At 64.0% G+C, this 13,443-nt stretch carries 17 protein-coding genes; 12 read left to right on the plus strand and 5 right to left on the minus strand.

The annotated features are described in order from the left end of the window. Positions 1–156: 156 nt before the first annotated feature. From AC1RUK_RS01380 to AC1RUK_RS01400, 5 genes are all read left to right on the plus strand, one after another. Entirely contained in the window at positions 157–855 is a 699-nt protein-coding gene (locus tag AC1RUK_RS01380; protein ID WP_481837072.1) for a hypothetical protein, read from the plus strand. Positions 856–984: 129 nt separating this feature from the next. Then, positions 985–1,305 carry a hypothetical protein gene (locus tag AC1RUK_RS01385; RefSeq protein WP_481837071.1) on the plus strand — a complete coding sequence of 107 codons (321 nt, stop codon included), beginning with the start codon at positions 985–987 and terminating at the stop codon, positions 1,303–1,305. A 243-nt stretch (positions 1,306–1,548) separates the two neighbouring features. After that, positions 1,549–2,538, plus strand: coding sequence for a BMP family lipoprotein (locus tag AC1RUK_RS01390; protein ID WP_436173444.1), 990 nt, complete (start codon positions 1,549–1,551; stop codon positions 2,536–2,538). Positions 2,539–2,643: 105 nt separating this feature from the next. Then, positions 2,644–2,769, plus strand: a complete 126-nt coding sequence (locus AC1RUK_RS01395; RefSeq protein WP_481837070.1) for a hypothetical protein — start codon at positions 2,644–2,646, stop codon at positions 2,767–2,769. Between the two features lie 57 nt (positions 2,770–2,826). Then, the gene (locus tag AC1RUK_RS01400) at positions 2,827–3,000 is read left to right on the plus strand and encodes an N-acetyltransferase (protein ID WP_481837069.1); all 174 of its coding nucleotides are present in this window, start codon (positions 2,827–2,829) and stop codon (positions 2,998–3,000) included. Here AC1RUK_RS01400 and AC1RUK_RS01405 read toward each other — a convergent pair. Next, positions 2,995–3,399, minus strand: a complete 405-nt coding sequence (locus AC1RUK_RS01405) for a hypothetical protein (RefSeq protein WP_481837068.1) — start codon at positions 3,397–3,399, stop codon at positions 2,995–2,997. The genes AC1RUK_RS01400 and AC1RUK_RS01405 overlap by 6 nt on opposite strands. A gap of 16 nt (positions 3,400–3,415) precedes the next feature. After that, positions 3,416–3,622, minus strand: a complete 207-nt coding sequence (locus AC1RUK_RS01410; RefSeq protein ID WP_292856865.1) for a SlyX family protein — start codon at positions 3,620–3,622, stop codon at positions 3,416–3,418. Between the two features lie 191 nt (positions 3,623–3,813). On the opposite strand from AC1RUK_RS01410, the gene AC1RUK_RS01415 reads away from it, so the two are divergent. The 6 genes from AC1RUK_RS01415 (at position 3,814) to deoA (ending at position 10,094) form a co-directional block, all read left to right on the plus strand. Continuing rightward, the gene (locus AC1RUK_RS01415; protein WP_481837067.1) at positions 3,814–5,346 is read left to right on the plus strand and encodes an ABC transporter ATP-binding protein; all 1,533 of its coding nucleotides are present in this window, start codon (positions 3,814–3,816) and stop codon (positions 5,344–5,346) included. Continuing rightward, on the plus strand, positions 5,343–6,482 hold the full coding sequence (locus AC1RUK_RS01420; RefSeq protein ID WP_481837066.1) for an ABC transporter permease: 1,140 nt from the start codon (positions 5,343–5,345) through the stop codon (positions 6,480–6,482). Before AC1RUK_RS01415 ends, AC1RUK_RS01420 begins: the two co-directional genes overlap by 4 nt. A gap of 1 nt (position 6,483) precedes the next feature. After that, positions 6,484–7,455 (plus strand): ABC transporter permease, encoded by a 972-nt coding sequence (locus AC1RUK_RS01425; RefSeq protein WP_481837065.1) that lies wholly within the window; start codon positions 6,484–6,486, stop codon positions 7,453–7,455. 75 nt (positions 7,456–7,530) lie between these two features. Next, a complete protein-coding gene (cdd, locus tag AC1RUK_RS01430; protein ID WP_006203166.1) occupies positions 7,531–7,923 on the plus strand; it encodes a cytidine deaminase in 393 nt (130 codons plus the stop codon). Between the two features lie 30 nt (positions 7,924–7,953). Continuing rightward, positions 7,954–8,769, plus strand: coding sequence for a purine-nucleoside phosphorylase (locus AC1RUK_RS01435; protein ID WP_481837064.1), 816 nt, complete (start codon positions 7,954–7,956; stop codon positions 8,767–8,769). A gap of 5 nt (positions 8,770–8,774) precedes the next feature. Continuing rightward, the gene (gene deoA, locus AC1RUK_RS01440; protein ID WP_481837063.1) at positions 8,775–10,094 is read left to right on the plus strand and encodes a thymidine phosphorylase; all 1,320 of its coding nucleotides are present in this window, start codon (positions 8,775–8,777) and stop codon (positions 10,092–10,094) included. 12 nt (positions 10,095–10,106) lie between these two features. On the opposite strand, the gene AC1RUK_RS01445 is transcribed toward deoA, so the two are convergent. The 3 genes from AC1RUK_RS01445 to AC1RUK_RS01455 all read right to left on the minus strand — a co-directional run bounded on the left by AC1RUK_RS01445 (position 10,107) and on the right by AC1RUK_RS01455 (position 12,523). Next, positions 10,107–10,670: a TIGR02281 family clan AA aspartic protease gene (locus AC1RUK_RS01445; protein WP_481837062.1), complete on the minus strand. Its 564-nt coding sequence runs from the start codon at positions 10,668–10,670 to the stop codon at positions 10,107–10,109. 133 nt (positions 10,671–10,803) lie between these two features. Beyond that, on the minus strand, positions 10,804–11,433 hold the full coding sequence (gene upp, locus AC1RUK_RS01450; protein WP_006203161.1) for a uracil phosphoribosyltransferase: 630 nt from the start codon (positions 11,431–11,433) through the stop codon (positions 10,804–10,806). Positions 11,434–11,548: 115 nt separating this feature from the next. After that, the gene (locus AC1RUK_RS01455; protein ID WP_481837061.1) at positions 11,549–12,523 is read right to left on the minus strand and encodes an adenosine deaminase; all 975 of its coding nucleotides are present in this window, start codon (positions 12,521–12,523) and stop codon (positions 11,549–11,551) included. A gap of 135 nt (positions 12,524–12,658) precedes the next feature. Between AC1RUK_RS01455 and ubiE the strand changes: the two genes are divergently transcribed. Continuing rightward, positions 12,659–13,435 carry a bifunctional demethylmenaquinone methyltransferase/2-methoxy-6-polyprenyl-1,4-benzoquinol methylase UbiE gene (gene ubiE / locus AC1RUK_RS01460; RefSeq protein WP_481837060.1) on the plus strand — a complete coding sequence of 259 codons (777 nt, stop codon included), beginning with the start codon at positions 12,659–12,661 and terminating at the stop codon, positions 13,433–13,435. Positions 13,436–13,443 lie beyond the last annotated feature (8 nt).

A 13,443-nucleotide genomic window follows, 5' to 3' on the forward strand; every position in this document is an offset into this window, starting at 1 on the left:
GCGCACGGATCGTCGGCGATGCCGCCGGCGCCGTGCTTTTCGGCATGCCAGCGGGCGAATGATGTGCACAGGCGGTGCGGCAGCCTGTCGTTGCTTGACTTCGCCGGCCGTCCCCTGTCGAGTGGAGGCAGGGCTTTGCGGGGGCACTGTCGGCAGATGACGTCCATCAACCAGGAGCCGGCCAGGCGGCCGGACAGCGGCCTGTCCTACGTGCCGGTGGCGTGGCTTTGCATCACCATGGCGCTTTCGGTCTATGGCCTGATCTCGTCATGGCGGGTGATCGGCGGCTACGACCTGCCGGACAGCGTCGCATACTTCGTTTACAGCGGTCTTGCCGGCGGCATCGTCACCATTCTATGGGGTCTTTACCTGCTCGGCCTTGCCTTCAACCGCTCGCCGCGCTTTCCGCGTCATTTCATCATCTGGCAGATCGTCACCATCGTTTGGTTGGCGGCGAGGCTGGCCTATGTGCTGCTCGCGCCGGATTTCGGCTTTTCAGCGCAGGGACTTGCCTTCAGCCTGGGCGAAATCGCCATCGGCGTGCTCTGCATCTATCTATTGCGCCGCGGCTCGGGCGCCGAGACGGTCTATGCCAATCCGGAAACCGAGAGCCCGTCGGTTCTGGTGTCGGTCGTCGCCGCCTTGCTCGGCATCATCCTCGGTGCCGCACTCGGCGCCTGCGTCGGGTTCGCCGCCGGCTCGCTGATCGCCGAAATTACCGACATGAGCTGTTTCGAGGGTGCCTGCGGCTATTTTACCGTTTTCATCGGCCTGGCCGGGCTGGTTGTCGGCGCCATCGCCGGCGGGCTGTTCGCCGTCTGGCGTGTGAACCGGCGAAAAGCCAAGCCGACATAAAGCGCATCGCGACTTTCAAATTCGCGTGTCGCGATTGCCGTCAAGGCAGGCGCGTTCTATCTCTCGGTTGGGAAGGGACGATACCCGGGTCCAAGGGAGGGGCCAGGGAGATCCTGGGGAGGAAGTCTGATGTTCCGTTTCATCTTTCGTCTCGCGGCGATGGTCGCGCTTTCGATTTCCGTCATCATGGCGGTGATCGATGCGACGCGCTCGGTGGCTGCATCGGCGCTTGTCATGACGCCGCTCAACGCAAGCTGGTTGGCGGCCTCCCCCGACACCCGCGCGGCCTTCGAGAGCTACGTGCGCGACAAGGCCAGCCCGCTGCTGTGGGACGGCGTCATCGCCTTTGTGATCGGCCAGCCCGGCTTTGCCGTGTTCGCGGTGCTGGCCTTCCTGCTCTATGCCGTCGGCTACCGGCGGCAACGGCGCAATGAATTCGCCGCGACCTGACGTTTGCGGACCATCAGCACGAAGAACCTTACGGCAGCTTGGCGAACGGAATGATGCGCGCTGCCGCCCACCCGCGCCATGCTTTTCCAAAAGGTCAAAATTCCGCGTGAATTTTGTTTCGGGCCGTGCCAGATTGGCCCGGAGCGGGAGGGGAGTACACTCCTGCCTGACGTCGCGTGCCTGCCGGAGAACCGGGCAGGGCGCGGTGTACAACGGAAAAATAACCGACAGGGTGTGGATCACATGAAACGTATCGTTCTCGGCCTCCTGGCCGCAACTGTAATGGTTCTTCCGGCCTTCGCCGCGGATATCCAGCCAGCCATTCTTTATGATCTTGGCGGCAAATTCGACAAATCCTTCAACGAGGCGTCCTACAACGGCGCTGAAAAATTCAAGACCGAGACCGGCATTGCCTATGTCGAATTCGAGGTCTCCAACGCCACCCAGCGCGAGCAGGCGCTGCGCCGCTTCGCCGAGGACGGCCGCAATCCGATCGTCATGGCGGGCTTCTCCTGGGCTGACGCGCTGGACAAGATCGCCGTGGAGTTCCCCGACACCAAGTTCGCCATCATCGACATGGTCGTCGACAAGCCCAATGTCCGCTCCGTCGTCTACAAGGAGCAGGAGGGCTCCTACCTGGTCGGCGTGATGGCGGCCATGGCGTCGAAGTCCAAGAAGGTCGGATTCATCGGCGGCATGGACATTCCGCTGATCCGCAGATTCGGCTGCGGCTATGTCGGTGGCGCCAAGGCGGCAGGGGCGACGGACGTCATCCAGAACATGACGGGTGATACGCCCGCCGCCTGGAACGACCCGGCCAAGGGCGGCGAGATCGCCAAGACCCAGATCGATCAGGGCGCCGACGTGGTCTACGCGGCGGCCGGCGGCACTGGTGTTGGCGTGCTGCAGGCAGCAGCAGACGCCGGCAAGCTCGGCATCGGCGTCGATTCCAACCAGAACGGCCTGCAGCCCGGCAAGGTGCTGACCTCGATGGTCAAGCGCGTCGACGTTGCCGTCTACAACACCTTCATGGACGCCAAGAACGACAAGTTCACCAGCGGCATCAACGACCTCGGCCTCAAGGAAGGCGGCGTCGACTACGCCATGGACGACAACAACAAGGCGCTTGTCGACGACGCGATGAAGACGGCCGTCGAAAAGGCCAAGGCCGACATCATCGCCGGCACCGTCAAGGTGCACGACTACATGTCGGACAACGCCTGCCCGTATTGATCGGTCGATATCACTTGCAAACCGCCGGGCGAAAGCTCGGCGGTTTTGTTTTGGCTGGAACTGGTCGACGGAGCAACGTCGGCTAAGGTCGAACCCGGAGAAACGATGCGGCCGACAGTCGGACTCATGGAAGCTCGCGATGTTGAGGGCTTTGCACGGATGCGCCTTGCCGCCTTCATCGAGGGCTCTGGAAGGACACTCGAGGAAGACATCGTCGACCTCGGCGCATGATTTGACGCCCTGGCTGGCCGGGCTTGCCGTGCCGGGCATCGGGGCCGCGGGATCGGCATGGCGCTGGTCGGCGCGGTCGAAACGCGTGCAATGTCGCTCGGCGTCGACATGCTCTATCTCTACACCTGGGAAGCGCGCGATTTCTACGCCAGGCTCGGCTGGACGGCGGTCGAGATGTTCGAACAGGATGGCGGGCCGATGCTGTTGATGTCGCGCAAGCTCAGCCTATAGCTGTCCGGCCAGATAGCCGAGCGCGAAGGCCGTGGCCAAGGCAATGGCGATGACGGTTCCGCGCCGCCCGCCGGAGGAATGCAGCCCGACGCCATAGGGTGGGCGCTCCAGCCTGTGGATCACGACCGGCGGTTTGGCCTCAGCCTCGCCAAGGCCGGCCAGCCGCATCTGCGGCAGTTCGGCGATGCGTTGCGAGATCAGCTGCCAGCGATTGTCGGGTGTGCCGACCGACGGCGCCGCGCGATCGAACACATGCATCCGTTCGGCGAGCCGCAGCACCGTGTCGCGGAAAGCAGGGTCGATCTCCAGGTCGCGCTCGGCGCGCTGGCGGTCCCTGTCGTTCATCAGGCCAAGCACATAGTCGCCGGCACGGGCGATGCGGTCGCTTTCACTGGCCATGACGCTTCTCCCTCCCTCACCAGTGCGGCGGCTTGGTCACCGGCACGTCGGGCGCGGCCTGTTCCTCCAGCGCCAGGAACCGGTCGGTCAGCGCGTCGAGCTTGCGCTGCATGCGCTCGATCACCGTCCACTGCTCGGCGATCTGGCCGGACAGTTCCTCGATCGTCTTTTCCTGCTCGGCGGCGCGGATTTCCAGCGTCGTCAGCCGGTCGGCAGGCATGATCATTCAAAACCCCGGTATGTTGCGCGGCTCCGAGGCCGCGTGTCCATATTAGCGAATGTGAAGGTCCCGGCCACCTTCGAAATTGACAAGCGCGCGGGGATTTGTCGAGAGTGGACAGCACTCCGGCCAATTGGCACGGGCGGGGTGTCATGCTAGGCGTTTTGACCAGGCGATAAAAATAAGAGTGGGACATGGCGCAAGCCGCAATCGAGCTGATCGGCATCAACAAGAGTTTTGGCGCCTTGCGCGCCAATCGCGACATCAATCTGGAAATCGTTCGCGGCACCATCCACGGCATTGTCGGCGAGAATGGCGCCGGCAAATCGACGCTGATGTCGATCCTCTACGGCTTCTACCAGGCCGACAGCGGCGAGATCCGCGTCGGCGGCCAGCCGGCATCGATCAAGACACCCAATGACGCGATCGCGCTGGGTATCGGCATGGTGCACCAGCACTTCATGCTGGTCGACAATTTCTCGGTGCTGGAAAATGTCATTCTCGGCGCCGAAAGCGATGCGCTTTTGAAGAAGAGCATCGCCAAGGCGCGGTCCGAGCTGGAGCGGCTCGAGCGCGAATACGGGTTGGAAGTCGATCCCGATGCGATCATCGAGGAACTGCCGGTCGGCCTGCAGCAGCGCGTCGAGATCCTCAAGGCGCTCTATCGCGGCGCCGAGATCCTGATCCTCGACGAGCCGACGGGCGTTTTGACGCCGGCCGAGGCCGACCACCTGTTCCGCATCCTCAAGCAATTGAAGGAACAGGGAAAAACGGTGGTGCTGATCACCCACAAATTGCGCGAGATCATGGCCATCACCGATACGGTGTCGGTGATGCGCCAGGGTACAATGGTGGCAACCAGGGAAACCAAGAAGACGACGGTCGAGGAACTGGCCGAACTGATGGTCGGGCGGCGCGTGCTGCTCAGGGTCGAGAAGGGCGAAGCCGAAGCCGGCGGCGTCAAGCTCGCGGTCAAGAACCTGACGGTGAAGGATTCTCGCGGCGTCATCATGGTCGACGACGTTTCCTTCGACCTGCGCGCCGGCGAGATCGTCGGCATCGCCGGTGTCGCCGGCAACGGCCAGTCCGAACTTCTCGAGGCGATATCCGGCATAAGGCACGCCGCGTCCGGCTCGGTCATGCTCGACGGCAAGCCGATCGACCTTACCGGCAAGGCAGATCCGGGCGAATTGCGCGATCGTGGCCTAGCCCATGTGCCGGAGGACCGCCATCATGTCGGCCTGGTGCTGGCCTTCGAGGAGAATGAGAACTCGATCCTCGGCTATCACGACGACGAGCGCTATCTGAAGGGGCCGTTGCTCGACATCGACGCCATCCGCAACGATGCCAAGGACAAGATCACCAAATATGACATCCGTCCGGCGGACTGCCGGCTGAAGACCGCCAACTTCTCCGGCGGCAACCAGCAGAAGATCGTGCTGGCGCGGGAGATGGAACAGGATCCGGGCGTGCTGATCGTCGGCCAGCCGACGCGCGGCGTCGATGTCGGCGCCATAGAATTCATCCACAAGCGCCTGATCGCCATGCGCGACCAGGGCAAGGCGGTGCTGGTTGTTTCGGTCGAACTCGACGAGATCCGCTCGCTCTCCGACCGCATCCTGGTGATGTTCGCCGGCCGCATCGTCGGCGAGCGCGGCCCCGAGGCGACGGAAGGCGAACTCGGCCTGCTGATGGCCGGTGTCGAGCAGCGGGAGGCCGCGGAATGAGCACGCCTTACGCCAAGCTGCCGGCCTGGGCCGACTACGGCCTGATCCCGGTGATCAATCTGTTCGTCGCCTTCGTCGTCGCCGGGTTCGTGGTGCTTCTGGTCGGAGAAAATCCGTTCCGCGCTGCGGTCATCCTTGTCGAAGGCGCCTTCGGCAGGGGCACGGGCATTGCGTTTACGCTTTTCTATGCCACCACCTTCATCTTCAGCGGGCTTTCGGTGGCGGTTGCGGCGCATTGCGGCCTGTTCAACATCGGTGGCGAGGGCCAAGGCTACATTGCAGGGCTCGGCATTGGTGTCGTCTGCCTGGCCTTCGACAGCGTGCTGCCGTGGTGGCTGACCTTCCCGCTGGCGATCATTGCATCCGCGGCGATGGGAGCGCTGTGGGCGTTGATCCCGGCCTATCTGCAGGCCAAGCGCGGCTCGCACATCGTCATCACCACCATCATGTTCAACTTCATCGCCGCCAGCGTCATGGTCTATGCACTGGTCGGCTTCCTGAAGCCGGCCAGTTCGATGGCGCCGCAGACGCGCACCTTCCTCGACGGCGCGCAACTGCCGAAGCTCAACTGGGTCATCGAACTGTTCGGCGCCAAGATACGCTCGGCGCCGCTCAACATCAGCTTCCTGCTGGCGCTGGCGATGGCCTATCTGGTCTGGCTACTGATCTGGCGCACCAAGCTCGGCTACGAAATGCGCACCTACGGCCACAGCCCGAAGGCGGCACGCTATGCCGGCATTTCGGAAACCCGCATCGTCATCGTCGCCATGATGATCTCGGGCGCACTGGCCGGCATGATGGCGCTCAACCCGACGATGGGCGACCAGCACAATGTCGCGCTCGATTTCGTCTCCGGCGCCGGTTTCGTCGGCATCGCGGTGGCGCTGATGGGACGCCTGCACCCGGTCGGCATCGTGCTGGCGGCGATCCTGTTCGGAATGCTTTATCAGGGCGGTGCCGAGCTCGCCTTCGAGATGCCGGCGATTTCCCGCGACATGATCGTCATCATCCAGGGCCTGGTCATCCTGTTCGCCGGCGCGCTCGAACACATGTTCCGGCCATACATTCAGGCGCTGTTCGCTTCGATCAGCCCGAAAGCGGTCGGCATCGAAGCGGTCAAGGGGAAGGGCGCCTGAGATGGATATCTTCATCGCCATCGTGCAGATACTCGACTCGACCATCCGCCTGTCGGTGCCGTTGCTGCTGGCCTGCCTCGCCGGCCTTTATTCGGAGCGCGCGGGCGTCTTCGACATCGGACTGGAAGGCAAGATGCTGGTCGGTGCCTTCGCCGGTGCCGCGGCCGCCTCGGTCCTGCACTCGGCCTTGCTCGGTCTCGGCACGGCGATCCTGATTTCGGTCGCTTTCGCGCTGATCCACGGCTTCGCCTCGATCACTCATCGCGGCAACCAGATCGTTTCCGGCGTGGCGATCAATTTCATCGCCGCCGGTTCGACCATCATGCTCGGCCAGCACTGGTTCCAGCAGGGCGGGCGCACGCCGGCGCTGGCGCCGGGCGAGCGCTTCGAGGCGATCACCTGGCCCGGCGTCGATGCGGTGCGGGGCGTGCCGATCATCGGGCCGATCTATTCGGAGCTGATTTCCGGCCACTCCATCCTGGTCTACATCGCCTTCCTGATGGTGCCGTTCACCTGGTGGGTGCTGTTTCGCACCCGCTTTGGGCTGCGGCTGCGCGCCGTCGGCGAGAACCCGGCGGCCGTCGATACGGCCGGCATCTCGGTCGCCTGGCTGCGCTACCGGGCACTGATCTGCACCGGCATCCTGACCGGCGTTGCCGGCGCCTATCTGTCGATGGTGCAGAATGGCGGCTTCGTGAAGGACATGACCGCCGGCAAGGGCTACATCGCGCTGGCGGCGCTGATCTTCGCCAAATGGAAGCCGGTCAATGCCATGTTCGCCTGCCTCCTGTTCGGCTTCCTCGACGCGCTGTCGATCCGGCTGCAAGGCACGCCGCTGCCTGTCATCGGCAAGGTGCCGGTGCAGTTCATGCAGGCGCTGCCCTATGTGCTGACCGTGATCCTGCTTGCCGGCTTCATCGGCAAGGCGATCCCACCGCGTGCCGGCGGCGTGCCCTATGTCAAGGAACGCTGAGCGATCCCGAAGCGGAAATCGGCATCTGCCAACGAATACCGGCTATTGAACAAGATCGTGGGAGAGAACAACTGAATGTCGCATGACCTGTTCGAGGCGGCCAAAGCGGCGATGGCCAAGGCCTATGCGCCCTATTCGAAGTTTCCGGTTGGAGCGGCGCTGCGTACCGAGGACGGCCGCGTCTTTGCCGGCGCCAACATCGAGGTGGCGTCCTATCCCGAGGGCTGGTGTGCCGAGACCACGGCGCTCGGCCATTACATCATGGGCGGCGGCGGCAAGATCACTGAAATCGCGGTCATCGCCGAGCGGATGGCGAAATGCTCGCCCTGCGGCGGCTGCCGGCAGAGGCTGGCGGAATTCTGCCGGCCGGAGACAAAACTCTATCTTTGCGACAATGGCGGCGTGGTCGAGACCGTGACGATGGGCGAGATGCTGCCCTACGGCTTCAAGGGCGACATTTTGAAATGAAGACTTGGCTGAAATGAAGAGTTGGCTGAAATGATCGAAAAAGCTCTGGATCATCTCGTCGAAAGGCTGGACGGGCTGGCACCGGCGATCGCGTTGGTGCTGGGTTCCGGCCTCGGCGGACTTGTCGACCAGGTCGAGGACGCCCGGCGCATTTCCTATGCCGAGTTGCCGGGCTTCCCGAGAAGCGGCGTCAGCGGCCATGCCGGCGAGGTGGTGGCCGGGCATTTTGCCGGCACGCCGGTGCTGATGCTGTCCGGCCGCGCCCATTATTACGAGCACGGCAACGCGGCTGCGATGCGGCCGGCGCTGGAGGTATTGGCCGGCATCGGCATCACGCAACTGATCCTCACCAACGCCGCCGGCTCGGTCGATCCGGAGATGGGACCGGGCTCGGTGATGCTGCTCACCGACCATATCAATTTCTCCGGCTCCAACCCGCTGATCGGCGAACCCAGCGACCGCCGCTTCGTCGACCTCACCGAGGCCTATGATGCGGGTCTGCGCAAGGCGATCGAGAAGGCGGCCAAGGCGACCGGTACAGACTTGCACAAGGGCGTCTATATGTGGTTTTCCGGACCCTGCTTCGAAACGCCGGCCGAAATCCGCATGGCGCGCATCATTGGCGCCAATGCCGTCGGCATGTCGACCGTGCCGGAGGTCATTCTCGCCCGCTTCTTCGGCTTGCGCGTCGCCGCCTGCTCGGTCATCACCAACCTCGCCGCCGGGATGACCGGGGCTGAGCTTTCGCACCAGGAAACCAAGGACATGGCGCCGCTCGGCGGCGCGCGGCTGGCGACGATCCTCAAGCGCGTGTTCCAGGACGGGCTGCCGGAGAGTAAGGTCTAGGCCTCATGCTTCCCCAGGAAATCATTCGCCGCAAGCGCGACGGCCACAGACTGTCCGCGCCCGAGATCGCCAGCTTTGTCGACGGGCTGACCGCCGGCAGCGTCACCGAGGGTCAAGTCGGCGCCTTCGCCATGGCGGTGTTCTTCAACGGCATGAGCCGCGAGGAGGCGGTTGCGCTGACGATTGCCATGCGCGATTCCGGCGACGTGCTCGACTGGTCGGACCTGCCCGGCCCGGTCACCGACAAGCATTCGACGGGCGGCGTCGGCGACAATGTCTCGCTGATGCTGGCGCCGATCGTCGCCGCCTGCGGCGCCTATGTGCCGATGATCTCCGGTCGCGGCCTTGGCCACACCGGCGGTACGCTCGACAAGATGGATGCTATCCCCGGCTACGTCAGCCAGCCGGACGTAGCACTCTTGCGCAAGACTGTGCTCGAAACCGGCTGCGCCATCATCGGCCAGACCGCCGACCTGGCGCCCGCCGACCGCCGCTTCTATGCGATCCGCGACGTGACGGGGACGGTGGAATCGGCGCCGCTGATCACCGCCTCGATCCTGTCGAAGAAGCTCGCCGCCGGACTGGGCTCGCTGGTGCTCGACGTCAAGGTTGGCAATGGCGCCTTCATGGAGAAATCGCGCGACGCGACCGCGCTGGCCAACAGCCTGGTCGAGGTCGCCAATGGCGCCGGGCTCAGGGCCTCGGCCTTGGTCACCGGCATGAACGAGCCGCTGGCGTCCGCCGCCGGCAACGCGGTCGAGGTGCGCAACGCCGTCGATTTCCTCACCGGGCGCTTCCGCGACAAACGGCTTGAGGATGTGACGCTGGCGTTGGCCGCCGAGATGCTGCAGTCGGCCGGGCTGGCTGCGTCCAACCAGGACGGTATCAGGCGCGCCGCCGAAACGCTTGCCGGCGGGCGCGCGGCCGCCGCCTTCCAGCGCATGGTAGCCGCGCTCGGCGGTCCCGTCGATTTCGTCGACAAGCCGGAAAAATACTTGCCCAAGGCACCGGTGGAACTGGCCGTGAAGGCGCCAGAAAGCGGTTTCGTCACCGGCATCGCGACGCGTGACATCGGGCTTGCCGTCGTCGGCCTCGGTGGCGGGCGCACCCGGCCCGACGACAGGATCGACCATGCGGTCGGCATCACCAGGCTGTTGCCGGTCGGAGCTGAGGTGCCTTCTGGCGAGGCACTGGCGCTGGTCCATGCCCGGACAATGGCGGATGCGCAAGCGGCTGCCGCGGCGGTGCTTGCGGCCTATACGATCGGCGCTTCGAAGCCGGCGGCTGAAAAGACCGTCATGCGGCGGATCCTGCCGCGCAGATAGGGTGTCGTTGTCCTACTGGACAAGCAGCAACGCGCCGTTCTCGACCTCGTATTTCTGCAGCTTCTGCAGAAAGCTCATGCCGATCAGGTTGGTGCGCAGTGCCTTGTCGTCGAGCACGACCGCCTGGACGTTGTCGACCGAGATCCTGCCGATCTGCAGGCGGTCAAGGGTGACCACCGCCGCCTTGATGGCGCCGTTGGCGGTGTTGACCTGATGGATGAAATCCGACGGATTGAGCGAGATGCCGATGCGGCGCGCCGTCGAGGTGTTGATGGCGACCAATGTGGCGCCGGTGTCGATCAGGCCGTCGACCTGACGGCCGTTGAGCTTGAAGGCCGAGGTGAAGTGGCCGCGCGCGTCGGCGTTGACCACCACCTTGCGGCCGAGCGGCACGGGAGCGGCAGGCTTGTCCGGCACCGAGGCGAGGCTGAGGTCCGGCTGCGTCTCGACTGCCGGCTTGGAGGCCACCGCCGATCTCAGCAGTCCGTCCAGCATCCCAGGGTTCGACTGATAGACGATCGGGATCGATGCCGAGGTTCCGGCAAAGACGCCAAGGAAGAGAAGCTTGCGCAGCATGGATGGACCTTCGTGAAGGCCCCATTTCTACACCGACATGGTGTTTTCAGCTTTAACGCGCGCGGGAACCGCGCCTTTGCGTAAACGATTGGTAAACGACCCGGCAGCTGTCGGCGGAAGGCCTAAGTCGCCGTCACTTCGTCCCGTACATGCGGTCGCCGGCATCGCCGAGGCCGGGCATGATATAGCCCTTGTCGTTGAGCTGGCGATCGATGGAGGCGGTGAAGACCGGGACATCCGGATGCGCCTTGATGAAGCGCTCGATGCCTTCGGGGGCCGCCAAGAGGCACAGGAAGCGGATGTTGGTGGCGCCGCGGCCCTTCAGCTTGTCGATCGCCGCAATCGCCGAATTGGCGGTCGCCAGCATCGGGTCGACGACGATCACCAGCCGGTCGGCGAGATCGCTCGGCGCCTTGAAGAAATATTCCACCGCCTCAAGCGTTTCATGGTCGCGGTAAAGCCCAATATGGGCGACGCGCGCCGCCGGCACCAGATCGAGCAGGCCTTCGAGCAGGCCGTTGCCGGCGCGCAGGACCGAGGCGAAGACCAGCTTCTTGCCCTCGAGCGTCGGTGCTTCCATCGTCTCGATCGGTGTCTCGATCTCGGTCGTCGTCAATTCGAGATTGCGGGTCACCTCATAGCCGAGAAGCAGTGAGATCTCGCGCAGTAACCGCCGGAAGCCGGCTGTCGAGGTCTCCTTCTTGCGCATGATGGTCAGCTTGTGCTGGACAAGCGGATGGTCGACGACGGTGACGCCCTGCATGGTGCTCTCCTGGAATTCCGGCTGCTTGGCCGAACCCTAGCGACAATGTGCCGGCCAAGGAACCGCTTGCCGTCGTCGGGCCACAGCTTTTGCTGGAAATTTGCCGGTGAAGAGATCAGCGCACGGCGCTGTTGAGGCGGGCGAGGAGGGCTGTCTTTGTTTTCCGGTCGACGAAAGCCGCCTCGATCGCCGTCCTGGTGACAGCCGTGAGCGCCTTGTCGTTCATCGCGAAATGCTCGGCGGCGATATCGTATTCGCGCTTCAGCGAGGTCCAGAAATAGGGCGGGTCGTCGGAGTTGAGCGTCACCTTGCAGCCCGCCGCCTTGAGCGCCGGAAAAGGATGGTCGGCAAAACTGTCGAACACCTTGAGCGCGATGTTCGAGCCGGGGCAGCATTCGAGCACCACGCCCTCGTCGGCGATGCGGCGGACGAGGTCGGGATTCTCGATGGCGCGCACACCGTGGCCGATGCGGGACGGGCGGATGTGGTCGAGCGCTGCCTTGACGCTTTCCCAGCCCATCAGTTCGCCGGCATGGATGGTGATGCCGAGCCCTGCCTCGCGCGCGATCTCGAAGGCGCGGACATAGTCCTCGAAGTCTCCCAGGCGCTCGTCGCCGGCAACGCCGAAGCCGGTCACCAGCGGGTGCCCGCAACGGGCGGCGAAGCGCGCCGCCTGCTCGATCGATTCGACGCCGACATGGCGCACGCCGGTGACGATCATGCGGCTCTCTATGCCGGTCTTGGCCTTGGCGCGGACCATGCCTTCGCCGAGCGCTTCGGTGTAGGCCTTGGGCGACAGGCCTGCCTTCTTGGCATGGTCGGGCGAGGTGAAGACCTCGGAATAGATGGCGCCGTCGCGGGCGAGGCTGGTCAGGTAGTGGTCGGCGAGGCGCGCATAGTCCTCTTCGGTACGGAACAGGTCGGACGAGAAATCGTAAGCCGCCAGGAAGGACGTAAAATCGTGCCAGACGAAGGAGCCGTCCTGGATGTAGGGCGACGTGTCCTTGCCGTATTTGCGCGCCTGGCTGATGACGAGTTCGGGCGCCGCTGCCCCTTCTATGTGGCAGTGCAGTTCCGCTTTCAATGGCATTCAATCATCCCGTCACGTCGGTCCAGGTCGCATAAGCCCACCACCTGGAAGCGCGGCCGAACACCGCGCCTTAAACAATAGCGCCCGCACCATCGATCGGCTATGGTCCCGCCGGTTTTATGACGGATCAAAATAATGTCAGTTGAGAGAACCACGGCCGCGGGCGGCATGGAAACCTCCTATGGTTTCAAGCGGGTAGGGGCAGACGACAAGCAGTCGCTGGTCAACGACGTTTTCCACAAGGTGGCGAACCGCTACGACCTGATGAACGACCTGATGTCGGCCGGGCTGCACCGGCTGTGGAAGGACGCCATGGTGACATGGCTCAATCCGCCGAAACGGCCTGGCTGGACAGTGCTTGATGTTGCCGGCGGTACCGGCGACATCGCTTTCCGCATCGTCGAGGCGAGCCACGGCAACGCGCACGCGACGGTGCTCGACATCAACGGCTCGATGCTCGCCGTCGGCCGCGATCGCGCCGAGAAAAAGGGCCTGTCCGACAACACCGATTTCGTCGAGGCCAATGCCGAGGAACTGCCTTTCCCCGACGCCACCTTCGACGCCTACACCATCGCTTTCGGCATCCGCAACGTGCCGCGCATCGATGTGGCGCTGACTGAGGCCTATCGCGTGCTGAAGCATGGCGGACGCTTGCTTTGCCTGGAATTTTCCGAGGTCGAGATGCCGCTGCTCGACAAGGTCTATGAGACCTGGTCGTTCAACGCCATCCCGAAGATCGGCCAGGCGGTCACCGGCGACGGCGAACCCTATTCCTATCTGGTGGAGTCGATCCGCAAATTCCCCAACCAGGTGAATTTTGCTTCCATGATCACCCGCGCGGGCTTCGGTCGCGTCACGTTCCGCAACTATTCGGGCGGCATCGCCGCGCTTCATTCGGGCTGGAAGCTTTGAGGCGAGTG

This window comes from Mesorhizobium monacense, from assembly GCF_056781675.1.

Coding starts and splice junctions, on each gene's coding strand:
- AC1RUK_RS01420 (WP_481837066.1), top strand. CDS start 5,343: ATGAGCACGCCTTACGCCAAGCTGCCGGCCTGGGCCGACTACGGCCTG.
- AC1RUK_RS01415 (WP_481837067.1), top strand. CDS start 3,814: ATGGCGCAAGCCGCAATCGAGCTGATCGGCATCAACAAGAGTTTTGGC.
- cdd (WP_006203166.1), top strand. CDS start 7,531: ATGTCGCATGACCTGTTCGAGGCGGCCAAAGCGGCGATGGCCAAGGCC.
- AC1RUK_RS01425 (WP_481837065.1), top strand. CDS start 6,484: ATGGATATCTTCATCGCCATCGTGCAGATACTCGACTCGACCATCCGC.
- ubiE (WP_481837060.1), top strand. CDS start 12,659: ATGTCAGTTGAGAGAACCACGGCCGCGGGCGGCATGGAAACCTCCTAT.
- deoA (WP_481837063.1), top strand. CDS start 8,775: ATGCTTCCCCAGGAAATCATTCGCCGCAAGCGCGACGGCCACAGACTG.
- AC1RUK_RS01405 (WP_481837068.1), bottom strand. CDS start 3,399: ATGGCCAGTGAAAGCGACCGCATCGCCCGTGCCGGCGACTATGTGCTT.
- AC1RUK_RS01390 (WP_436173444.1), top strand. CDS start 1,549: ATGAAACGTATCGTTCTCGGCCTCCTGGCCGCAACTGTAATGGTTCTT.
- upp (WP_006203161.1), bottom strand. CDS start 11,433: ATGCAGGGCGTCACCGTCGTCGACCATCCGCTTGTCCAGCACAAGCTG.
- AC1RUK_RS01445 (WP_481837062.1), bottom strand. CDS start 10,670: ATGCTGCGCAAGCTTCTCTTCCTTGGCGTCTTTGCCGGAACCTCGGCA.
- AC1RUK_RS01455 (WP_481837061.1), bottom strand. CDS start 12,523: ATGCCATTGAAAGCGGAACTGCACTGCCACATAGAAGGGGCAGCGGCG.
- AC1RUK_RS01385 (WP_481837071.1), top strand. CDS start 985: ATGTTCCGTTTCATCTTTCGTCTCGCGGCGATGGTCGCGCTTTCGATT.
- AC1RUK_RS01380 (WP_481837072.1), top strand. CDS start 157: ATGACGTCCATCAACCAGGAGCCGGCCAGGCGGCCGGACAGCGGCCTG.
- AC1RUK_RS01435 (WP_481837064.1), top strand. CDS start 7,954: ATGATCGAAAAAGCTCTGGATCATCTCGTCGAAAGGCTGGACGGGCTG.
- AC1RUK_RS01395 (WP_481837070.1), top strand. CDS start 2,644: ATGCGGCCGACAGTCGGACTCATGGAAGCTCGCGATGTTGAGGGCTTT.
- AC1RUK_RS01400 (WP_481837069.1), top strand. CDS start 2,827: ATGGCGCTGGTCGGCGCGGTCGAAACGCGTGCAATGTCGCTCGGCGTC.